General features: G+C 74.3%; 17 protein-coding genes and 1 riboswitch. Of the genes, 9 read left to right on the top strand and 8 right to left on the bottom strand.

The features are described 5' to 3' along the window. Positions 1-30 precede the first annotated feature (30 nt). Genes ACLQ22_RS04135 through ACLQ22_RS04155 form a run of 5 tightly spaced genes read right to left on the bottom strand, consistent with a single transcriptional unit; the run spans position 31 to position 5,454 of the window. Positions 31-768 (bottom strand): GTP-binding protein, encoded by a 738-nt coding sequence (locus ACLQ22_RS04135; RefSeq protein ID WP_425691142.1) that lies wholly within the window; start codon positions 766-768, stop codon positions 31-33. After that, the gene (locus ACLQ22_RS04140; RefSeq protein ID WP_425691143.1) at positions 746-1,219 is read right to left on the bottom strand and encodes a DUF742 domain-containing protein; all 474 of its coding nucleotides are present in this window, start codon (positions 1,217-1,219) and stop codon (positions 746-748) included. The genes ACLQ22_RS04135 and ACLQ22_RS04140 overlap by 23 nt, the downstream gene beginning before the upstream one ends. Next, a complete protein-coding gene (locus ACLQ22_RS04145) occupies positions 1,216-1,686 on the bottom strand; it encodes a roadblock/LC7 domain-containing protein (protein ID WP_088998136.1) in 471 nt (156 codons plus the stop codon). The genes ACLQ22_RS04140 and ACLQ22_RS04145 overlap by 4 nt, the downstream gene beginning before the upstream one ends. Continuing rightward, on the bottom strand, positions 1,683-4,283 hold the full coding sequence (locus ACLQ22_RS04150) for a nitrate- and nitrite sensing domain-containing protein (RefSeq protein WP_425691144.1): 2,601 nt from the start codon (positions 4,281-4,283) through the stop codon (positions 1,683-1,685). The genes ACLQ22_RS04145 and ACLQ22_RS04150 overlap by 4 nt, the downstream gene beginning before the upstream one ends. Further along, positions 4,270-5,454, bottom strand: coding sequence for a hypothetical protein (locus ACLQ22_RS04155; RefSeq protein WP_425691145.1), 1,185 nt, complete (start codon positions 5,452-5,454; stop codon positions 4,270-4,272). Before ACLQ22_RS04155 ends, ACLQ22_RS04150 begins: the two co-directional genes overlap by 14 nt. Positions 5,455-5,816: 362 nt before the next feature. On the opposite strand from ACLQ22_RS04155, the gene ACLQ22_RS04160 reads away from it, so the two are divergent. Together ACLQ22_RS04160 and ACLQ22_RS04165 are read left to right on the top strand one after the other, a co-directional pair. Further along, positions 5,817-8,684: an alpha/beta fold hydrolase gene (locus ACLQ22_RS04160; RefSeq protein ID WP_425691146.1), complete on the top strand. Its 2,868-nt coding sequence runs from the start codon at positions 5,817-5,819 to the stop codon at positions 8,682-8,684. Further along, a complete protein-coding gene (locus tag ACLQ22_RS04165; RefSeq protein WP_366640078.1) occupies positions 8,681-9,556 on the top strand; it encodes an ABC transporter permease in 876 nt (291 codons plus the stop codon). Before ACLQ22_RS04160 ends, ACLQ22_RS04165 begins: the two co-directional genes overlap by 4 nt. 43 nt (positions 9,557-9,599) lie before the next feature. On the opposite strand, the gene ACLQ22_RS04170 is transcribed toward ACLQ22_RS04165, so the two are convergent. Further along, on the bottom strand, positions 9,600-10,160 hold the full coding sequence (locus tag ACLQ22_RS04170; protein ID WP_425691147.1) for a DUF4232 domain-containing protein: 561 nt from the start codon (positions 10,158-10,160) through the stop codon (positions 9,600-9,602). An 811-nt stretch (positions 10,161-10,971) separates the two neighbouring features. Between ACLQ22_RS04170 and ACLQ22_RS04175 the strand changes: the two genes are divergently transcribed. Continuing rightward, positions 10,972-11,895, top strand: a complete 924-nt coding sequence (locus ACLQ22_RS04175; RefSeq protein WP_425691148.1) for a hypothetical protein — start codon at positions 10,972-10,974, stop codon at positions 11,893-11,895. A gap of 21 nt (positions 11,896-11,916) precedes the next feature. On the opposite strand, the gene ACLQ22_RS04180 is transcribed toward ACLQ22_RS04175, so the two are convergent. Then, positions 11,917-12,675, bottom strand: coding sequence for a hypothetical protein (locus tag ACLQ22_RS04180; protein WP_425691149.1), 759 nt, complete (start codon positions 12,673-12,675; stop codon positions 11,917-11,919). A 174-nt stretch (positions 12,676-12,849) separates the two neighbouring features. On the opposite strand from ACLQ22_RS04180, the gene ACLQ22_RS04185 reads away from it, so the two are divergent. The 4 genes from ACLQ22_RS04185 to paaN all read left to right on the top strand — a co-directional run bounded on the left by ACLQ22_RS04185 (position 12,850) and on the right by paaN (position 17,984). Next, complete coding sequence (locus ACLQ22_RS04185; RefSeq protein ID WP_425691150.1) at positions 12,850-13,278, top strand: DoxX family protein; 429 nt, start codon at positions 12,850-12,852, stop codon at positions 13,276-13,278. A gap of 120 nt (positions 13,279-13,398) precedes the next feature. Beyond that, positions 13,399-13,534: riboswitch (SAM riboswitch) on the top strand. A 10-nt stretch (positions 13,535-13,544) separates the two neighbouring features. Next, complete coding sequence (thrC, locus tag ACLQ22_RS04190; RefSeq protein WP_425691151.1) at positions 13,545-14,831, top strand: threonine synthase; 1,287 nt, start codon at positions 13,545-13,547, stop codon at positions 14,829-14,831. A gap of 407 nt (positions 14,832-15,238) precedes the next feature. Continuing rightward, positions 15,239-16,258 carry a GNAT family N-acetyltransferase gene (locus ACLQ22_RS04195; protein ID WP_425691152.1) on the top strand — a complete coding sequence of 340 codons (1,020 nt, stop codon included), beginning with the start codon at positions 15,239-15,241 and terminating at the stop codon, positions 16,256-16,258. Between the two features lie 52 nt (positions 16,259-16,310). After that, positions 16,311-17,984: a phenylacetic acid degradation protein PaaN gene (paaN, locus tag ACLQ22_RS04200; protein ID WP_425691153.1), complete on the top strand. Its 1,674-nt coding sequence runs from the start codon at positions 16,311-16,313 to the stop codon at positions 17,982-17,984. Between the two features lie 51 nt (positions 17,985-18,035). Here paaN and ACLQ22_RS04205 read toward each other — a convergent pair whose 3' ends face one another. Next, positions 18,036-18,569 (bottom strand): GNAT family N-acetyltransferase, encoded by a 534-nt coding sequence (locus ACLQ22_RS04205; protein WP_425691154.1) that lies wholly within the window; start codon positions 18,567-18,569, stop codon positions 18,036-18,038. A 211-nt stretch (positions 18,570-18,780) separates the two neighbouring features. On the opposite strand from ACLQ22_RS04205, the gene ACLQ22_RS04210 reads away from it, so the two are divergent. Together ACLQ22_RS04210 and ACLQ22_RS04215 are read left to right on the top strand one after the other, a co-directional pair. After that, the gene (locus ACLQ22_RS04210) at positions 18,781-18,984 is read left to right on the top strand and encodes a cold-shock protein (protein WP_425691155.1); all 204 of its coding nucleotides are present in this window, start codon (positions 18,781-18,783) and stop codon (positions 18,982-18,984) included. Between the two features lie 185 nt (positions 18,985-19,169). Then, the gene (locus ACLQ22_RS04215) at positions 19,170-20,258 is read left to right on the top strand and encodes a hypothetical protein (protein ID WP_425691156.1); all 1,089 of its coding nucleotides are present in this window, start codon (positions 19,170-19,172) and stop codon (positions 20,256-20,258) included. Positions 20,259-20,323 lie beyond the last annotated feature (65 nt).

Consider the following 20,323-nt stretch of genomic DNA (forward strand, 5'->3'; position numbering starts at 1 on the left):
TCGTGAAACGGGTCGAACCGCCGGAACGGTTCAGGACTTCCCCTCCCGGGTGGCCCGCTCGAGTGCGCGGTCCAGGACGACCAGCAGGGCGTCCCGCACCGAGAGCCGGTCCCGGGCGTCGAACTGCACCAGGGGCACGTGGTCGCCGACGGCCAGCGCCCACCGGATCGCGTCGAGGTCGTGCGCCAGCCGCCCGTCGAACGCGTTCACCCCGACCACGAAGGGCAGGCCGGCCCGCTCGAAGAAGTCGATCGCCGGGTAGCAGTCGTCCAGCCGGGCGCTGTCCACCACGACGAGGGCGCCGAGCGCCCCCCGGGCCAGGTCGTCCCACATGAAACCGAACCGGGCCTGACCCGGCGTGCCGAACAGGTACAGCTTCAGGCTGCGGTCGATGGTGACGCAGCCGAAGTCCATCGCCACCGTGGTGGTGGTCTTCGCGGAGCGTACGCCCGGGTCGTCGACGCCGATCCCGGCGGTGGTCATCTCCGCCTCGGTGGTCAGCGGGGCGATCTCGGAGATCGCGCCGACCGTGGTGGTCTTGCCGACCCCGAAGCCGCCGGCGATGAGGATCTTGACCGGGATCGGTGGTGCGGCGGCCGGCGCCGGCCGGGGCACGGCGGCCACCCCGGTTGCCGGCGCCCGGTGCGGCGGCGGAGCGGACGCGGCGGGCTGCGGCCCCGTGGGGGAGCCGTACCGGGCGGCGGCGCTGTTGGCGGCGATCCCGCCCAGCGGGGCGACCGGCCATTCAGGAGATCGCACGGAGTCCATCAATCACTCGCAGGATGATGTCGGGATCGAGGGCGTCGGCGCCCTCGTGCACGTCCAGGTGGCCGGCGGCGCGGAGGTCGCCGACCAGCACCCGGGTCACGCCGAAGTGCAGCCTGGTACGGGCGGAGATCTCGGCGACCGAGATCGGCTCGTCGCAGAGCGAGACGATCGCCTGCAACTCGGGCGCCAGCCAGGTCGGCGGCGCAGCCCGGTCGGCCGCCGGCCTGGCGGTCACCTGCGTCTCCAGCCCGATCGCCGGGTCGGCGCCGGCCACCCGCCCGGCGGTGAGCACGAACGGGCGCGGGCCGGCGGGCCCGTCCTCCGCCGCCGGCGCGGCCGTGGTCGCCGGCAGGCCGGGCCGGGCGTCGTGCGGGGACGACGCGCGCAGGTAGGGCCGGATCCGGACCGTGGGTTCCGGGTCCGGCCCCTCGCCGGCGACCTCGGGGGTCATTGCTGGGCGGCGTTCTTCAGTTCGGCGATCAGTCTCGGGGTGAGGGCGCCACCGGCCCGCCCGGCGAAGAGCGTCATCTCGTAGGCGACAGTGCCGAGGTTCGCCGAGCGGTCGGCGACCACCCCGAGCACGGAGCCGCTGCTGATCGCGCTGATCAGCAGGTAGCCCTCGGCCATGTCCACGACCACCCGGTTCAGCCCGCCGAGGGCGTACCAGCTCGCGGCGCCGCCGGCGAGGCTCGTCATGCCGGAGACCACCGCGGCGAGCCGCTCCGCGTTGGAGCGGTCCTTGATCGCCGACATGGCCATCAGCAGCCCGTCCGACGAGACGGCGATGGCCTCCAGCACGCCGGCCGTGCTGGAGGTGAAGGAGTCCAGCAACCAGTTGAAGGTGCGCGCCTCCGGGCTCAGGTCCCCGGCGCCCGGGTTCTGGTGGTCGACGTTGTCGTGCAGGAAGGGGCTGGTCACCGTGATGTTCCCTCTTCGTAGCGGCGGTCTTGGCTGACTTCACGCAGAGCGCGGGCGACGCCCGCCTCGAACGCGGTGAGGAGGTCGCGGACCTCGTCCGGGTTCTCCGGTGGGCTGTCGGGCTGACGGGCCGGCGTGGCGGTCAGGTTCGCCCCGGGCACCCGCCGGGTCAGCCCGGCCGGCGCGGTGCCGTCGGGCGTACGCCGGCCCACTTCGGCCCGACGTACGCCCGACTCGACGGCCTCGACGAGGGCGCGGGCGGCGGCCGGGTCCGCGTCGGTGACCTCCACCGGCCCGGGCTTCGGCGGGGCGGCCGGCGGCCCGGCCGGGCGCAGGGTGGCGCCGGGTATCCGCTGCCGGATGCCCCGCGGGGCGGCTGCGGCCGGTGCGGGTGGCCCGGTACCGGCCGGTGCCCGCAGCTCGACGCCGGCCGGTTCGCCACCGGAGCTGAACGCGTCCCAGGAGGCGCCGGACTCCAGGCTGCGGGTGGCGCGGCTCAGCAGCGCCGCGTCGAACCCGGACGGCGCCGCCTCCGGCGCCGCGCCGACCACCGCGTCGGGCCCGGCCGGGGCCGCGCCGATCGCCGGCCCGGACCTGGCCGGCGCCGCGCCGACCACCGCGTCGGACCCGGCCGGGGCCGCGTCGACCGCCGCCCGGGGCCGGGCGGCCTCCGGCGCGTCGGGCGGGCGCCGGTCGCGGGCGGGCACGGCGGCCCGGGCCACGGTCACGCCGGCCCGCTCGGCGCGGTGGACCACCAGCGACGTCTCCGGGACGGCCAGGTGCGCGGTCACCCCGCCGCCGGCGGTCGGCGTCAGGCGCACCTCCCAGCCGTGCCGGCGGGCCAGCCGGCCCACCACGAAGAGCCCCAGCACCTCGGTCGGCGCGAGATCGAGCCGCTCCCGCCGGGTGAGCCGGGCGTTCTCCTCCGCCAGCCGTTCCGGGGCCATGCCGATGCCCCGGTCCACCACGGTCAGCCGGGCGCCGGATCCGGTCGGCTCGCCGCCCACGGTGACCCGGGTGTGCGGCGGGGAGAAGACCGTCGCGTTCTCCATCAGCTCGGCCAGCGCCAGGACGAGGTCGCCGACGGTGCCGGGCGCCACCGACACGCCGGGCGGGACCTGCACGTCGACCCGGGTGTAGTCCTCGATCTCGCCGAGCGCCAGCCGGACCACGTCCCCGAGCGGCACCGGCGCCACGTGGGGGTCGGCGCCGGCCGAGCCGGAGAGCACCACCAGGCTGCCGGCGTTGCGGCGCAGCCGGCTGGAGATGTGGTCGAGCCGGTACAGGTGCTCCAGCCGGCCGGGGTCGGTCTCCTGCCGCTCCAGCCGGTCGATCAGCGCGATCTGCCGGCCGACGAGGTTCTGCGTACGGCGGCCGACGTGGCCGAACATCTGGGCCACGTTGCGCCGGCCGGCGACCTGCCGTTCCACGAGCCGGGCGGCGGTGCTCTGCACCCGGTCGAACGCGCGGGCCAGGTCGCCGATCTCGTCGCGGGCGCGCACGTCGACGGGGTCGAGGCGTACCGGTGCGGCGCCCTCGGTCTCGTCGTCGGCGACCCGGGTCAGCTCCGCCTCGGCGACCCGGGCCACCCGGTCGGCGGAGCGGGTGAGCCGGGTCAGCGGCCGGGCCACCGTCCGGGCGACGGCCGCGCTGAGCAGCACCACCAGGGCGAGGATCAGGGTGACGATCCCGCCCACCAGGTACGCCTCGGTCAGCGCCCGGCGTTGCTGCCCGCTCACCTCGGCGATGACGTCGGCGACGAGCTTCTTCTCGATGAACTGCCCGAAGGTGATCATCGAGCGGACCGACGGGAAGAGCGCGTCCAGCGGGATGTCCCTGGTCGCGCCGGCCGGGTCCAGCGCGCTCCTGGTGAGGAAGTCGGTGCTGGTCCGGGCGGCCACGGCCGCGTCGTTGAGCGTCACCAGCTTCAGCTGCTCCGGCGTGATCAGGCTGCGGAACCCCTGGTTGTCCGCCCGCAGCCCCGCCATGCAGGCGACGTACGAGGCGCTCGCCCGGGGCGAGCCGGTGGCCTTGACGAGCACGATGAGGGTGGCGCAGGCGCCCATCGCCTCGTCGACGCGGAGCAACCCGTCCAGCGCCAGCACCTGCCGCCCGGCCGCCGTGTCGGTGTCCACCCCGAACGGCAGCCGCAGCGCGTCGATCAGTCCCGTGCTGACCGGCCCGTACGCGGCCATGATCTGGTCGGGGGTGGCGGTGCCGGCGAGCACCGCGGCACGCAGGTCGGTGAGCCCGCGTACGCCGTGCAGGGCCTCGGTCACCTCCGGCGGCAGCAGGCCTGCCGGGGCGGCCCGCAGGTCGGCGACCCGGTCGTCCACGCCGGCGGTCTTCTGCATCAGCTCGCTGCGGGTGACCCGGCCGAGCAGCAGCCCGACCGAGAGGACGCGCTCCTGTTGCAGGTCCTGCACGAGGCTGCCGATCCGGCTGGCGACGCGGACCCGGTCGGCGATCTCGCCGGCCCGTTGCGCGGCAGCCACGCGGTCGAGCACCGCCGGCACGGCCAGCGCCACCATGCTCAGCAGCGGGATGACCACGAGCAGCGCGAGCTTGCCCCGGATGCGGAGCCTAGCGAGCAGCATCGAAGGTCCCCCACTGCGCGCTCCCGGACGCGCGGGCCGAACCCGCCGGCTGGAGCTGACGCGGTTCCGTGTCCCGGTCGGCGCCCGGCTGCCACGGCGTGTCCTCCGGCGGGACGTCGGCGCCGTACCGCTCCTGCCGGGCCTGTGCCGTGCGCCCGGAGGCCCGCCGGACGGCGGCGAGCCACACCGCGCCCAGCGCCGCCCACAGCAGGACGGCCAGCGCCCCGGCCGCCACGGTCAGCCAGCGGTCCCGGTCCAGGTCGCGGGAGCGTCCGGCGAGCAGCGCGTCGAGTTCGTCCAGGATGACGGGCTGGAGCTGCTCGGCGGCGGTCTGCGCGTTCAGCCGGGCGCCGGCGATCCGCGCCTGGTCGGTCTCCGCGTCGCGACCGGCCGGCGCGGAGTGGGCCGCCAACGCCTCGACGGCCCGCTGGTAGGTGTCGAGCGGGTTCAGCACGCTCGGGCCGAGGTCGGCGCTCTCCGAGCTGTCCACGGCGGCCCGCAGGTCGGTGACCAGGTCGCCGGCCGGGGTGAGGACGCCCACCCGGAGGGCGGCGATCTCGACGGCGGTGCGGTTCCGGTCGGCGGCGGGCCGGCGGGCGGCGAGCACGGCCAGGTCGGCCAGCCGTCCGGTCGCCACCACCGTCTCGGGCAGGTCCCGGCTCGCGTGCTGGAGGAAGAAGGAGTCCGGCCGGGGGTCGCGGACGAGCCCGGACGTTTCCCGGACCTTGCCGTGCAGGGCCAGCAGCAGGTCGGTGGCCTCGCCGTACGCGGTGAAGGCCGCCTCCGGGTCGGCGGGGCCGCGGGCGCCCAGCGCCTCGATCCTGGCCCGCAGGCCCGCCCAGCGTTCCTGGGTGCGCAACTCGTCGCCGATCCGCGCGTCGACGGAGGCGGCGGCCTCGACCGCGCGGGTCAGCGCCTCGCTGGTGACGGGCCGGGCGGCGACGGCGGCGGACTGGGCGTCGACCAGGGCGTGGGTGACCGGGGTGAGGGCGCGCAGGTACTCCACGCCCAGCCGTTCCCGCCCGGCCAGGTCCCGGTCGTCGGCCGTGAGCTGCCAGGTCTGGACGAAGAGCAGGGTCATCGGCGCGAGCAGGGCGACGAGGAGCAGCAGCGGCAGCACGCGGCCCACCGCGGCGGGCCGCCGGGGGGCCGGCGGTGCGGGGACGGTCATGTCTGTCTCCTCCGGCGGGAGCACGGGATCGGCGGGGTGTCGAGGGTCGACGGTGAAGTCCCGTGCACCGGACCGGAAAACTAACCGACCAGCGGGGGCCGTTCCGGCCGCCGGACGGTCAGCTTTGCGTCATGAAGCCCGAAGTAACCGTTGGGTCACCCGTCGGGCACCGTGCGTGCCGGGCCAGAGAGTGACAAGGATGGATCGGAGTTGATTTCCGACGAACATCGGAATTCACGTGATCCGAATTCATCTCGGTGGGACGGTCTGGACCGCGCCGGTGCGACACCGATCGGATCAGCCGGACGGACGTACGGAGGATCTCAGCCAACGCTCAGGATCCGGGCCGTACCGTGTGCCGAATGAGATCGCCGTTGTCGGCCGCGTGGATCCGGCGTGCCCTGCCCACCCGCCGACGCGCCGTCGCCGCGACGGTGGTCGTCGTGCTGCTCGCCGCCGCCGTGACCTGGGCCGTCCTGCCGCAGGAGCCGGCCGTCCGCACCGAGGCGGCGTTCGTGAACGTCCGCTCCGGGCCGGCCGGGAACGAGCCCGTCGACCTGGACACCACCTTCTACCTGCCGGAGGACGCCTCGGCGGCGAACAAGGTGCCGGCGGTGCTGCTGGCGCACGGCTTCGGCGGCACCAAGGAGTCCGTCCGCGCCGACGCCGAGGAGTTCGCCGGACGCGGCTACGCGGTGCTCACCTGGACCGCGCGGGGCTTCGGCCGCAGCGGCGGGCAGATCCACCTGGACCACCCGGACTACGAGGTCCGGGACGCCGAACGCCTGCTGGACTGGCTCGCCGCCCGGCCCGAGATCCGCACCGACGCCGCCGGGGACCCGAAGGTCGGCGTCGTCGGCGGCTCGTACGGCGGTGGCCTGGCGCTGCTGCTCGCGGCGCAGGACCAGCGCGTCGACGCGATCGTGCCGATGATCACCTGGAACGACCTGTCCCGCTCCTTCCTGCCGGAGAGCACGGGCAAGGAGCCCACCGACGGCGTGTTCAAGTCCGGCTGGGCCGGCCTCTTCTTCGGCGGCGGCGGCAACGTCGGCTCCGGGCCGGCCGGGCTCTCCGGGACCAGCGCCGCCCAGCCCGAGGGGGCGCCCGCCTCCGCCGGCCCGCCCAGTCCGGGTCCGGGCGCCGGGCCGGGCACCGGACCGGGACGCGGGCCCGCCGGGGCGGCCGACCCGGCCTGCGGCCGGTTCGCCGCCGACATCTGCGCCGCGTACCTGCGGATCGCCACCACCGGTAGGGCCGACCAGGCCGCCGTGGACCTGCTGCGCCGCTCCAGCCCTGCCGGGGTGCTCGACCGGATAAAGGCGCCGACCCTGCTGGTGCAGGGCGAGGCGGACACCCTCTTCCCGCTCGGCGAGGCCGACGCCAACGCGCGTGGCATCGCTGCCGCCGGCACGCCCGTCCGGGTGGCCTGGTTCACCGGTGGGCACGACGGCGGCGAGGGCCCGAAGACCGACTCGGACCGGGTGAAGTTCCTGACCGTGCAGTGGCTCGACCACTACGTCAAGGGCGAGGGCGACGCACCGGGCGACGACTTCACCTGGTCCCGCATCGCCGGCTTCGACGCCCTCGACCGGGGACTGGTGGCCACCGGCTACCGCTACGCCGACTACCCCGGCGTCGCCGGCACGGCCCGCCGGGACGTGCCGGTGGCCGGCCCCGCCCAGCCCGTGGCCAACCCGCCGTCGCGTAACCCGGCCGCCATCTCCTCGGTGCCCTTCGCCGGTGAGTTGTCGTCGCTGCTCGGCGGCGTGGCCGGGGACATCCCCGGCCAGCACGCCCGGTTCGAGTCGGAGCCGCTGGCCGAGGCGGTGGACGTGGTGGGCGCCCCGACCGTCGACGTCCGGGCGGCGTCGCCGACGGGGGAGGCGGTGCTCTTCGTCAAGCTCTACGACGTCGACCCCAACGGCGCGGCCACCCTGCCCAACGGCCTGGTCGCCCCGGTCCGGCTCACCGGCCTGCCGCCGACGATCGACGCGGCGCGGCCGGTCACCGTCACCCTGCCGGCGATCGTCCGGCGCTTCGAGGCCGGGCACCGGCTGCGCGTGGTGGTGGCGACCTCCGACCAGGCGTATGCCACTCCCGTCGAGCCGGCGGTGCACACCGTCTCGGCCGGCGGGAGCACGGTCAGCCTGCCGACCGTCGCCGGCGACCCGATCCCCACCTCCGCCACCGTGTGGCGCTGGGTGCTGGCCGGCCTGGTCGCGGCGATCGCCGTCGGGCTCGTCGTGGTCGTCGCCGTGGTCCGCCGCCGGCACCGCCGCCAGGACAGTTCCGTGCACCCGGCGTACGCGGGCGTCCCGCTGGCCGTGCGGCAGCTCCGCAAGGAGTACGCGGACGGCTTCGTCGCCGTCTCGAACGTGGACTTCGAGGTGCACCCCGGTCAGGTCGTCGGCCTGCTCGGCCCGAACGGCGCGGGCAAGACCACCACGCTGCGGGTGCTGATGGGGCTGACCCAGCCCACCGCCGGCGAGATCTACGTCTTCGGGCACCGGTTGGTGCCCGGGTCGCCGGTGCTGTCCCGGATCGGCGCGCTGGTCGAGGGGCCGGGCTTCCTGCCGCACCTGTCGGGGCTTGCGAACCTGAAGGCGTACTGGCGGGCCACCGGGCGGCCGGCCGAGGACGCGCACTTCGAGGAGGCCCTGGAGATCGCCGGCCTGGGCGACTCCGTGCACCGGCGGATCAAGAACTACAGCCACGGCATGAAACAGCGCCTCGCCATCGCGCAGGCGATGCTGGGCCTGCCCGAGCTGCTGGTGCTCGACGAGCCGACCGACGGGCTCGATCCGCCGCAGATCGCGGAGATGCGCCGGGTGCTCCAGCGCTACGCCACCGACGGCCGGGCGGTGCTGGTCTCCAGCCACCTGCTCGCCGAGGTGGAGCAGACCTGTACGCACGCCGTGGTGGTGAACAAGGGCCGCATCGTCGCCTCGGGCCCGGTCGAGGAGATCGTGGGCGAGTCGCCCAGCGTGCTCTTCGACGTGACCGACCCGGAGGCCGCCCGGGCGGTGCTGGACGGCCTGGACGGGGTGCGGGTGCTTCCCGACGGGGAGGGGCAGCTCGTGGTGGACACCAACGGCACCGCCCGCAGCGAGGTGGTCGCCGAGCTGGTCCGGGCCGGCATCGGGGTGGACCGGGTGGTGCCGCGGCGCCGCCTGGAGGACGCGTTCCTCGCCCTGGTGGGCGAAAACTCTCGGGGAAGCGGGGACCGATGATGGCGGGCACGTCACCCACGGTGGGAGCGGCGGCCGGCTACCGGCCCTCGGCGACCCTGCCGTTCGGCGCCGAGTTCCGGCGGCAGGCCTCCCGGCGGCGTACGCAGCTCGCGCTCGGCTTCATGGTGCTGCTGCCGCTGATCATCCTGATCGCGTTCCAGTTCGACACGGGCGACGACGACGACAACGGGCGCGGGGAGTTCGGCAGCCTGGTGGAGTTCGCCACGTCGGGCGGGCTGAACTTCACGCTCTTCACCATCTTCGTCTCGGCGTCGTTCCTGATGGTCGTGGTGGTGGCGCTGTTCTGCGGGGACACGGTGGCCAGCGAGGCGAGCTGGGGCAGCCTGCGCTACCTGCTGGCGGTGCCGGTGCCCCGGGCCCGCCTGCTGACGGTGAAGCTGCTCGTCGCGCTCGTCTACTCGGCCCTGGCGCTGCTGCTGCTCGCCGGCACCGCCCTGCTGATCGGCACGCTGCGCTACGGCTGGGAGCCGTTGCGTAGCACCGTGGCGGCCCAGCTCGAACCGGGCGAGGGGCTGCTGCGGCTGCTGGGCGTGCTCGGCTACCTGGCGGTCGTACTCCTGGTGGTGGCCGGCCTGGCGTTCCTGCTGTCGGTGGTGACGGACGCCGCGCTGGGCGCGGTCGGCGGCGCGGTGCTGCTCTGGATCCTCTCCAGCATCCTCGACCAGATCACCGCCCTGGGCGCGCTGCGCGCGTTCCTGCCGACGCACTACAGCACCGCCTGGCTGGGGCTGCTGTCGACGCCGGTGCAGACCGACGACGTGGTACGCGGCGCGATCTCGGCGATCAGCTACGCGACGCTGTTCTGGGGGCTCGCCTTCTGGCGCTTCACCCGCAAGGACGTCACCAGCTGAGACGCCGGGGTCGGCCGCGTGTTGCTGTGCGGGGCTGGACGCCTCACGGCAGCGGCACGGGGCTGCCCGGCGCCGACCTGCCCGGCACCGGGCTGTCCAGCCGGGTCGGCGTCGGTGCCGGGTCGGGCGCCCTCTTCTTCCATGCGCTCACGCCGATCCGACCCGTGTTGCCGAGGTCGATGGGCCCGTCCAGGCCGACGACCTGCGCGGGCACGCCCACGGCGGGCGCGACCTCCAGGCGCTCGCCGTTGGTGGCGACGACCGTCGAATCGGTGACCAGGTTGCGCCAGAGCACGGCGGCGCCGGCCCGCTCGCCGGGCCGCAGGGTCAACGGCCGGGGCGGGTCGTCGAAGCCCGACGTGATCTCCTTGGCCCCGTCGACCACCCGGACCGGTATGGGGTCGCCGTCGCCGTCGAACAGGCGCAGCACGGGGTAGCCGTCGAGCCGGTAGGGCTTCGTGCCGCAGTTGACCAGTTCCAGGCCGAGCGCGCGCAGACCCATCGCGGCGCTGGTGCCCGGCGAACTGATCCGGACGCCGGATGCCGGGCACTCGGTAGTGGGAGTGGCCCAGAACGCCGTCGCCGTCGCGGACGCTGTCGGCATCGTGCCGGGCATCGTGGTCGGTGCCGGATCGGCCGATGGCGGGTCGGCCGATGGCGGGTCGGCCGACGGCGGGTCGGTCGCCGGCGCACAGGCGCCGAGCAGGACGAGGCCGGCGATCGCGAGCCCGACCGTCCGTGCCGGACCTGGAACGCCGCCGCGAGAGCCCGGTGCAGGTCGGTCCGCGGGCCGGCGTGCGGGTCGGCGCGCGAGTCGGCGCGCGGGGAGTGCCATCGCCCGATCATCGCACCGGCCGGCGCGCCACCGATCCGCAGACACCCGCCCGGTGGAGGTTCGGTGGGCCCTGTCGAGCTGCCCCGTCGGTGCGACCGGCCGGAGCGGGTCACCCCTGCGGTTCCTGTCGAGCTGAATCGCCTACGACATCAACCGGCCCGGAACACCCGGGCGAGGTGGCGGCGGGTGCGGCGCTCCTGTCCGGACATCGTCCGGACGCTCTCGGTGAGGGAGTGGTGCCGGTGGGTGAGAATCGGGTATGGCCACTCCTCCCGCCGTGCCGCCACCTGAGCCGCCGGCCGAGCCGTCGTCCGTGTCCCCGCCCGTGCCGCAGGTCGAGCCGCCGTCCGTGTCCTCGCCCGTGCCGCCGGCTGAGCCGTCGTCGGTGTCTTCGCCCGTGCCGCCGGCCGAGTCGTCGTCCGTGTCTCCGCCCGTGCCGCCGGGTGGGCCGGCGTCGGTGTCTCCGCCCGTACCGTCACCGGCGCAGCCGGCCGGGCCGTCGCCCGGGGCGAAGGCCTGGGCCGTGCTGGCGGATGAGCGCCTGCCCGGGTTTCGCGGGCTTCCGCCGAAGCAGCGTGCGGTGTACGCGACCGTCGCCGCCGTCGTCGTCGTGCTCGGCGTGCTGTTCGCCTACCACGCCAACCTCCTCCTGGACCGGTCGACGGCCACCGATCGGGCCCGCTCGGACAGGCAGGCTCAGCAGGCGGTCGACCGGGAGCAGTCCGCGTTCGTGCCCACCGTCACTCCCCTCGACTACGACCAGTTCCTGCCCGAGGCATTCGCCGTGCTGCTCGACCGGCCGCTGACCGAGGGCGAGCAGGCCACCCTGACCGCCCTGAACGGCGACGCGTCGCGGGTGTGGGAGTTCATGAAGCCGCTCGGCGGCCGGATCGTCGAGGACGCGTCCTATGTGGCGCCCTTCGAGGACGGCAACGAGAACCGCGGCAATGCCCAGACGTTCGACCTGAACCTCAACAGCGACCGCGCGGCCGGACTCACGATCAACAACATGACCGCCGTCAAGGACTCGTGCCGCGCACCCACCGCGCAGACCGTCGTCGTCATCCCCCCGGCGGGTGCCGAGTCCCGGCAGGGCCTGCTGTGGGACCTGACCGGCGGGCCGACGGACAAACCGCACGGCCCGTACGTCCTCGACGAGGGCGAGCCGCAGGAGGGCCAGCTCTACTTCCGTCGCAACGTCGTCGAGCTGGGCAACGGTCAGTCGAACATGGCGTTCCGCATCCAGCCGGAGGTGTCCACCCACACCTGCGAGTGGCACATCGTCGCCTCGTACACCGACACGACCGGTTCCCACGAGCAGCGCATCCCGAGCGGCACCGGCACGTTCACCACCGAGGCGATCCCGTCGCAGCCCGTGCAGTACTTCGAGCGCGTGCCGACCTCGGGGTGGGGCTGCCTCGGCGAGGTGAGTCAGCAGAACTGCCCGGCCACCAGGAGCGTGCGGCTGCCGAGGCCACCAGTCCACCGGCCGGTCCCGGACTGAGGCGACAAGTTCCCGGGGAGGTCAGCGGGAGCGGGACCTGCGCTTGCGGGTGGGGGAGTCGGCGTCGGGGACCGTGTCCCCCGCGCCCGGGGCGTCGGCGGTGCCCCCGTCGCCGGACGCCCCGGTCACCCGGGCGTCGGTGTGGCTCAGCTCGGCCAGCGTCGTGCCCCTGAGCTGGTAGACGGCGGTGCGCCGGATGCTCAGCTCCGCCATCGGGCCGTCCGCCGGCCGGGTCAGGTAGACCACCGTCGCCCTGCCGTCGCGCACGCTGACGCTCTCCACCGGCGTACGGTCGCCGAGGTCGACCTGGGCCTGGTAGTCCGGTTCGCCGTCAACGTTGAGCCAGGCGGCGAGGGTGAAGAAGCGGCCGGTGCCGCCGCCGTCGAGCATGACCACGCCGATCGCGTCGCCCGCGCCGTCGCCGTCGAGATCGCCGACGGCGCACGGCCTCTGCAACTCCACCGTCGTGCCGTTCCGGTCGGCCCACCGGCCGTCCGTGAGGCGGATCGGGGCGGCGTACTCCCGGTAGCGGACCTTCCTGCTGCCGACCCGGGTGTCGCGCAGTTCGAGGCAGGTGAGCCGGTCGCCGGTGCGGCGAGGGCTCGGGGTCGCCCGGGTGGTCGCCGGGGTGGTGTCGACGTCGTCCCGCTTGGCGGCGGTGCCGGCGGGCCGGTCGGCGGACCGGTTCCGCTTCTTGCGGTTGCCGGTGGAGCAGGCGGTGGTGAGCGCCAGCAGGCAGGCCATGGAGAGCGCCACCACCGGGACGAGCTTGCGACGCATCGCGCGTTCCTTTCCGTCGATGTGCCCGCACGGTAACGGGCCCGCGCCAGCGCCTCTGTGGACGGTGCGTCGGCTCACCGTGGGAGCGTTCCCAAGGAGGGGGATTCGATCGACATCGCCAAATGTCCGACGGCATCCTGGTGTCGTCCCGTCGTCCTGCCCGGAGGTGCCCTGATGCTCACTGACCGGATCGGTGGCCCGGCCCTGTCCCTGTTCCGCGCCGTCGTCGGCCTGCTCTTCCTCTGCCACGGCCTGGCCTCGCTGCTCGGGGTGCTCGGCGGCAGCCGTGGCACCGGCGAGGCGGTCCCACTCGGCGAGTGGCCGGGGTGGTGGGCCGCGCTGATCCAGGCGGTCTGCGGCGGGCTGGTGCTCGTCGGGCTGTTGACCCGGGCGGCGGCCCTGCTGGCGTCCGGCTCGATGGCCTACGCGTACTTCGTGGTGCACCAGCCCGACGCGCTGCTCCCGCTGCGCAACGGCGGTGAGCTGGCCGTCCTGTTCTGCTGGTCGTTCCTGCTGATCGCCGTGTTCGGTCCCGGCGCGTGGGCGGTCGACACCGCGCTGCGCGCCCGACGCCCCGCCGACTCCCGCTCGGTGACCGCCTGAATCCGTACCGTCGAGGAAGGTCCGCCGCCCGCCCGACGGCGGCTGCGGGATCGCTCACAGCGTGGGATCTCCCGTCGATCCGGGCGGCGTCGGTGCTTAGACTCGATGGCACAACTGCATACCTCATCCAGAGGGGCTGAGGGATACGGCCCGACGACGCCCCGGCAACCACCCCGCGCGCTCACCGCAGAGCGACCGGCGGGGCAGGTGCCAATTCCGTCCCCGCCGCAGGGTGCGATGCGGGGAAAGATGAGAGGACCCTCGACATGACGTCGACGTTCGCCCCCTCCGGCATCGACACCGCCGCCAGCCCCGCCCGCGCCCTGGTCTGCCGCGCCTGTTCGGCCCGCTACCCGCTCGCCGCCCAGCACGCCTGCTACGAGTGTTTCGGCCCGCTGGAGGTCGACTACGACGCCGCCGCGCTGGCGACGGTCACGCGGGAGCAGATCGAGGCGGGCCCGCAGAACATCTGGCGGTACGCGGCGCTGCTGCCCGCCGGCCAGGACCCGGCCACCCGCGTCACCCTCGACCCGGGCTTCACCCCACTGGTGGCCGCCCCGAACCTCGCCGCCGAGCTGGGCATCACCGCCCCGCTCTGGGTCAAGGACGACAGCGCCAACCCGACCCACTCGTTCAAGGACCGGGTGGTCTCGGTGGCGCTGACCGCCGCCCGTGCGCTCGGCTTCAGCCGCTACGCCTGCGCCTCCACCGGCAACCTGGCCAACTCGGTCGCCGCGCACGCCGCCCGGGCCGGCGCGCCCTCGGTGGTCTTCATCCCCGGCGACCTCGAGCAGGGCAAGGTCATCACCACCGCCGTCTACGGCGGCGAACTGGTCGCCATCGACGGCTCGTACGACGACGTGAACCGCCTCTGCGGCGAGCTGGTGGAGACGGACGAGTTCGAGGACACCGCCTTCGTCAACGTCAACGTGCGCCCGTACTACGCCGAGGGCTCGAAGACGCTCGGCTACGAGGTCGCCGAGCAGCTCGGCTGGCGGATCCCCGCCCAGGTGGTGATCCCGATGGCCTCCGGCGAGCTGCTCACCAAGATCGACAAGGCGTTCGCCGAGTTGGTGGAGATCGGCCTGGTCGAGGCGCCGGCCGGCGGCTGGAAGGTGTTCGGCGCGCAGTCGGCCGGCTGCAACCCCATCGCCACCGCCCTGCACGCCGACACCGACACCATCACGCCCGTCAAGCCGACCGGCATCGCCAAGTCCCTCAACATCGGCGACCCGGCCGCCGGCGTCTACGCGCTGGAGGCGGTGCGCCGCACCGGGGGCTGGATGGAGTACGTCGACGACGACGAGATCCGCGCCGGCATCCGGCTGCTGGCCCGGACCACCGGCGTCTTCGCCGAGACCGCCGGCGGGGTGACCGTGGCCGTACTGCGCAAGCTGGTCGAGTCCGGCCGCCTCGACCCGACCGCGGAGACTGTCGTCTTCAACACCGGCGAGGGCCTCAAGACCCTCGACGCGGTGGCCGGCGAGGTCGGCCCCACCCACCGCATCAAGCCCTCCCTGCGCGCCGCCCGCGACGCCGGCCTCCTCGGCTGACCCTCTCCCACCCCCACCCCCACCCCACCCCCACCCCCCACCCCACCTCCACCCTGGCCGCGCGCCCTTCTCCGCGTCGATCATGAGGTTGGCGGCGAAGTCGATCGCGAACAGTGCCGCCAACCTCATGATCGACGCTCGGGACCCCGGGGTCCGAGGGTGGGGGTGGGGGATTCGGGGGGTAACTGGGTTTTCGCTGTGAGTGCGGAAAACGCGCCGACAAGGACTTGACGGCAGGAACCGGACGGCGCAAGATGCTCCGTGCGGGAGGGCGTTTCGCCGGAGACTTTCAGTTCTTGCGACCCAACGCCGGAGGCGTTGTGCGAGCGTCCCTCCCGACCAACTTCCGATCGGGCCAGCGGTTAATTCGCTGGCCCGATCGTCGTCGTGTGGCGCATCCTCGGCCGATGAGCATCGCGATCGCGCCGCTCGACGCCGCCGACCAGGCCGCGATCGACGAGGCGTACCGGATCGGCGCGGAGGCCAACGACGTCGACCTGCCGGACTTCCCGCCCCTCTGCCGGCGGCGCTTCGAGGCGGCGATCCGGCACCCGATGCCGGGCAACGAGCCGCTCTGGGCGCTGGCCCGGCTCGACGGCGTGCCGGCCGGCTACCTCGCGCTGGACCTTCCGCAGCTCGACAACATCGAGAACGCCACGGCCGAGGTGGTCGTGCACCCGGAGTGCCGGCGTCGCGGCGTCGGCCGGGCGCTGCACGACCACGGCGTACGCCTGCTGCGGGAGCGGGGCCGCAAGCGGGTGCTGGCGATGGCGGTCTCCGCGCTGCCCGGCGGCCCGGCCCGCTCCGGGGCCGCCGCCGCCTTCGCCGCGTCGACCGGCGCCCGGCCCGCGCTGGCGGAGGTCCGCCGCCGGCTCGACACCACCCGGCTTGACCAGGACGGCCTGGACGCCGCCCTGGCCGAGGCCCGGGGCCGGGCCGCCGGCTACCGCCTCCTGCGCTGGCAGGGGAACACCCCCGAGGAGTACGCCGCCGACATCGCCTACCTCGACGGCCGGCTGATGGCCGACGCGCCCCTGGGTGACGTGGAGTGGGAGCCGGAGCGGATCGACGTCGAACGGGTCCGTGGCATCGAGCGGGCGCTGGAGGCGCGGGGGCGGCGGCGCTACCACACGGCGGCGCGCCACGAGGCGTCCGGCCGGGTGGTCGCCTGGACCCTGCTCGACGTGGGGCCGTCGGCCGACTGGCACGCGTTCCAGCAGATCACCATCGTCGACCCGGAGCACCGCGGCCACCGGCTCGGCCTGCTCACCAAGGGCGAGAACCTGCGCCACCTGCTGGCCCACGAGCCGGCGGTACGCGCGATCGACACCTTCAACGCGGCCGAGAACGCCCACATGGTGCGGATCAACGAGCAGCTCGGGTTCCGCCCCGTCGACGGTTGGACCGACTGGCAGCTCACGATCTGAGTTGTGACACGGCCCTACTGATCCTGGTGCTTTCTGTTGCATGATGGCGGGCATGACGGAGACCCCGCACCCCCTGTACGACAGGCACGCCGACACCCTGACCCGGGCGCTGACCGCCATCACGGAGCGCGGGTACTGGTCCGCCTACCCCGAGTCGCCCAGCCCCCGGGTCTACGGGGAGACCGCCGCTGCCGACGGCAAGGCCGCCTTCGAGGCGTACCTCGGCGGTGACTTCCCCCTCGACCAGCCGGGCGCGGCCGACCGGGTCGCCACCGAGACCAGCCCGTTCGGCGTCGAGCTGAACGTCCGCTACCCGCACGCCGGCGCCGACGAGCTGGTCGCCGCCGCCTCCGCCGCCCTGCCCGGCTGGCGCGACGCCGGCCCGCAGGCCCGGGCGGGGGTCTGCCTGGAGATCCTCGACCGGCTGCACAAGCACATCTTCGAGCTGGCGAACGCGGTGCAGTTCACCAGCGGCCAGGCCTTCGTGATGGCCTTCCAGGCCGGCGGCGCGCACGCGCTGGACCGCGCGCTGGAGGCGGTCGCCTACGCGTACGCGGAGATGACCCGGCACCCGGGGACGGCGGGCTGGGAGAAGGCGGCCGGCAAGGGCGACCCGCTGCGGATGACCAAGACCTTCCACGTGGTGCCCCGTGGCGTGGCGCTGGTGATCGGCTGCAACACCTTCCCGACCTGGAACTCGTACCCGGGGCTGTTCGCCTCGCTGGTCACCGGCAACCCGGTGGTCGTCAAGCCGCACCCGCGCGCCGTGCTGCCGCTGGCGATCACGGTGAAGTACGCCCGCGAGGTGCTCGCCGAGGCCGGCTTCGACCCGAACCTGGTGCTGCTCGCCCCCGAGGCCCCCGGGGAGAAGCTCGCCTCCACGCTGGCCCTGCACCCGGCCGTGAAGATCATCGACTTCACCGGTTCCACCGAGTACGGCGACTGGCTGGAGGCCAACGCCCGGCAGGCGGCGGTTTACACCGAGAAGGCCGGGCTGAACACGGTGGTGATCGACTCCACCGACGACTTCGCCGGGATGTGCCGCAACCTCGGCTTCACCCTGAGCCTCTACAGCGGCCAGATGTGCACCACGTCGCAGAACATCCTGATCCCCGGCGACGGCATCGAGACCGACCAGGGGCACAAGAGCTTCGACGAGGTGGCGGGCGGGATCGCCGCGGCGGTTGCCAAGATCATCGCCGACCCGGCGCGCGGGGTGGAGATGACCGGCGCGATCGTCAACGACGGGGTGCTGGAGCGCCTCGACGAGGTCACCAAGGTCGGCGAGGCGGTGCTGGAGTCGCGTACGGTCGAGCATCCCGCCTTCCCCGGCGCGGTGGTCCGCACCCCGACGGTGGTCAGGCTGGCGGCCGACGACACCGCGACCTACTCGAAGGAGTGGTTCGGGCCGATCTCGTTCGCGATCGCCACGGACTCCACCGCGCACAGCCTGGAGATCCTGCGCGCCACGGTCGGCGAGAAGGGCGCGCTCACCGCGGCGGTCTACTCCACCGACGAGGCGGTCCTCGACGCGGCCGAGGCCGCGGCGATCGAGGTCGGGGTGCACCTGTCCTGCAACCTGACCGGCGGGGTCTTCGTGAACCAGTCGGCGGCCTTCTCCGACTTCCACGGCAGCGGCGCCAACGCGGCGGCCAACTCGGCGCTGACCGACGGCGCCTACGTGGCCAACCGGTTCCGCATCGTGCAGTCCCGCCGGCACGCGTGATCCCTCCGGCTGCCCGGACCGGCCCCGCACGGGTCGGTCCGGGCAGCCGGGTCAGGCCGGGCGGCGCATCTGGAGTTCGGTGAGCGCCGCAACGGTGGGGTGCGGGACGCGTACGCCGGTGTCGACGAAGCCCAGCCGCCGGTAGGCGCGGTAGGCCCGGTCGTTGCCGACCACGACCTCCAGCATCAGTTCGGGGCGACCGCAGGCGCGGGACCAGGACGCGACCGCGTCGACCAGGTCGCCGAGGAGGCCCGTGCCCCGCCAGGGCGGGGTGACGTAGACGGCGTACACCACGGTCAGCCCCGGCTCCCCAGGGACCGCCGTGCCGCCGGCGTGCCCGACGAGCCGGCCGCCCGGGTCCGCGACGAACTGCGCGGTGCCCGCCCCGACGGAGACGGACGCGATGCGGGCGGCGTAGTCCGCGTGCGACCGGGCCGCCGCGTCGGCGAGGGTCTCCAGGAAGGCCAGCGGGGCGTCGGCGAGCATCTCCAGCCGCAGCGCCCGCATCCGGGCCGCGTCCCGGGGCCGGACCCGCCGGATCTCCGCCCGCCGCGTCGGCCCCGAACCGCCGGGCGTGCTCGTCATGACGAATGCCTATCACAGCGATGACCGCCGATGGCGGTCGATCGAAGTATGTCCGATTTGTGGTCGTGCGCCGTCGTCACGCTTCGTGTAGCGTGCGATTTCGGTCACCGTTTCAGCGGCCCTCGTCGATCGCCGATCCGGTGGTCCTCCTGGTGCCGGCCCGCCCGGCCTCCGGGGTCGTGGAACGCCGCGCAGAGTGAGGAAGTGCACCGTGGCAGAGGGCACCGTGAAGTGGTTCAACTCCGAAAAGGGCTACGGCTTCATCGCCGTCGACGGCGGGCAGGACGTCTTCGTCCACTTCTCGGCGATCGAGATGGACGGCTACAAGGCGCTGGACGACGGCCAGCGGGTCGAGTTCGAGATCACCCAGGGCCAGAAGGGTCCCCAGGCCGAGCGCGTGCGCGTCATCGCCTGACGGGCGTCTCTCCCGCGCCCCCGCGCCGACCGACTTCCCGGCCACCGGTCGTGAGGCGCCGGCCGGGGGTGGTCCGGCGGGGCCGGGCAGCCGTCGGCCGGCCCGCCCCACGGGGGCGGGCCTCGGCCCGGTTGCGCCGGCAGGGGAGGATCGTGAGCCGTTCCAGCCATCGCTGAGGAGGGTTCATGTCCGACCAGCCGCCCCAGGCCGCGCCGCCCCCGGGAGATCCCGACCCCGCCGCGACGCCACCCGTCGGCCCGGGCGGCGCTGCGCCGGCGGGCCCGCAACAGCCGCAGGACTGGGTCTTCCCGCCCACCGGCGGGTATCCGGTCGGCTCCGGGCCGTACGGCGGGCAGCCGTGGTACCCGGGCGCCCCGGTCGCCTATCCCGGGCAGCCGGTCCACGGGTGGTACCCGCCGGGGCACGGCCTCGATCCGGCCGACCTGCTCGTCACCCCGCCCGGCGCCGGCGTCAACGGCTGGTTCGGCCGGTGCGTCGGCGCGGTGCGCCGGGGCTGGCGGCTGCTGCTGCCGATCCTGCTGCTCACCCAGGTGCTGCCGGCCCTGGTGGTGTCGGTGCTCTCGCTCGTCGTCGACCCGTCCGCGAAGTGGGAGGAGTCGATGGCCGACGATCCCGCCGCGCTGCCCGACACCTTCCTGGCCGACACGGGCATCCTGCTGTTCGTGGTGCTCGGCAGCGCCCTCGTCTTCGGTTTCGTGCAGAGCCTGGGCTGGGCGGCCGGCACCTGGGTGGTCACCCGGCAGGCGGCCGGTCAACCGGTGAGCGTGGGTGCGGCCCTCTCCTACGGGGCGCGCCGGGCGCTCGGCCTCTGGGGCTGGACCCTGCTGATGAGCGTGATCATCGGGCTCGGGGTCTGTTTCTGCGTGATCCCCGGGATCTACTTCGCCTTCGCGCTGAGCATGGCCGGCCCGGTCTACCTGTTCGAGCGGCAGCACCCGATCGGCCGTTCCTTCCGGATGTTCCACGACCGGCTCGGTCTGCTGCTCGGCCGGGTGGCGCTGGTGGCGGCGGCGGTCATCGTCGGCAGCGGGGCCGCCGGCATGGTGGAGGGCATCGGCACGCTGCCGTTCGGCACCACCCCGCTGGAGTCGCCGGGCACGGCGATCGGCGTGCTCGCGGTGACGCTGGTGGGCGCGGTGCTGGCCCTGCCCACCCACCTCGCCCAGCTGGTCGGCCTGGTCGTCACGTACGCCGAGCAGCGGGCCCACGAGGGGCCGGTGGACAGCGCGCGGCTGACCGGCGAACTCGGCTGACCGGGGCGATCGTGCTTGCACTCGGCAGGGGAGAGTGCTAAACAAGTCATTGGCACTCGCATACC

Source organism: Micromonospora sp. DT178 (genome assembly GCF_049841695.1).
GTDB lineage: Bacteria > Actinomycetota > Actinomycetes > Mycobacteriales > Micromonosporaceae > Micromonospora.

Bases quoted from the DNA above. Each gene is read 5' to 3' on its own strand.
- ACLQ22_RS04215 (WP_425691156.1), top strand. From the start codon at position 19,170: ATGTCCGACCAGCCGCCCCAGGCCGCGCCGCCCCCGGGAGATCCCGAC.
- ACLQ22_RS04205 (WP_425691154.1), bottom strand. From the start codon at position 18,569: ATGACGAGCACGCCCGGCGGTTCGGGGCCGACGCGGCGGGCGGAGATC.
- ACLQ22_RS04155 (WP_425691145.1), bottom strand. From the start codon at position 5,454: ATGACCGTCCCCGCACCGCCGGCCCCCCGGCGGCCCGCCGCGGTGGGC.
- ACLQ22_RS04185 (WP_425691150.1), top strand. From the start codon at position 12,850: ATGCTCACTGACCGGATCGGTGGCCCGGCCCTGTCCCTGTTCCGCGCC.
- thrC (WP_425691151.1), top strand. From the start codon at position 13,545: ATGACGTCGACGTTCGCCCCCTCCGGCATCGACACCGCCGCCAGCCCC.
- ACLQ22_RS04140 (WP_425691143.1), bottom strand. From the start codon at position 1,219: ATGACCCCCGAGGTCGCCGGCGAGGGGCCGGACCCGGAACCCACGGTC.
- ACLQ22_RS04135 (WP_425691142.1), bottom strand. From the start codon at position 768: ATGGACTCCGTGCGATCTCCTGAATGGCCGGTCGCCCCGCTGGGCGGG.
- paaN (WP_425691153.1), top strand. From the start codon at position 16,311: ATGACGGAGACCCCGCACCCCCTGTACGACAGGCACGCCGACACCCTG.
- ACLQ22_RS04170 (WP_425691147.1), bottom strand. From the start codon at position 10,160: ATGCCGACAGCGTCCGCGACGGCGACGGCGTTCTGGGCCACTCCCACT.
- ACLQ22_RS04160 (WP_425691146.1), top strand. From the start codon at position 5,817: ATGAGATCGCCGTTGTCGGCCGCGTGGATCCGGCGTGCCCTGCCCACC.
- ACLQ22_RS04195 (WP_425691152.1), top strand. From the start codon at position 15,239: ATGAGCATCGCGATCGCGCCGCTCGACGCCGCCGACCAGGCCGCGATC.
- ACLQ22_RS04150 (WP_425691144.1), bottom strand. From the start codon at position 4,283: ATGCTGCTCGCTAGGCTCCGCATCCGGGGCAAGCTCGCGCTGCTCGTG.
- ACLQ22_RS04180 (WP_425691149.1), bottom strand. From the start codon at position 12,675: ATGCGTCGCAAGCTCGTCCCGGTGGTGGCGCTCTCCATGGCCTGCCTG.
- ACLQ22_RS04165 (WP_366640078.1), top strand. From the start codon at position 8,681: ATGATGGCGGGCACGTCACCCACGGTGGGAGCGGCGGCCGGCTACCGG.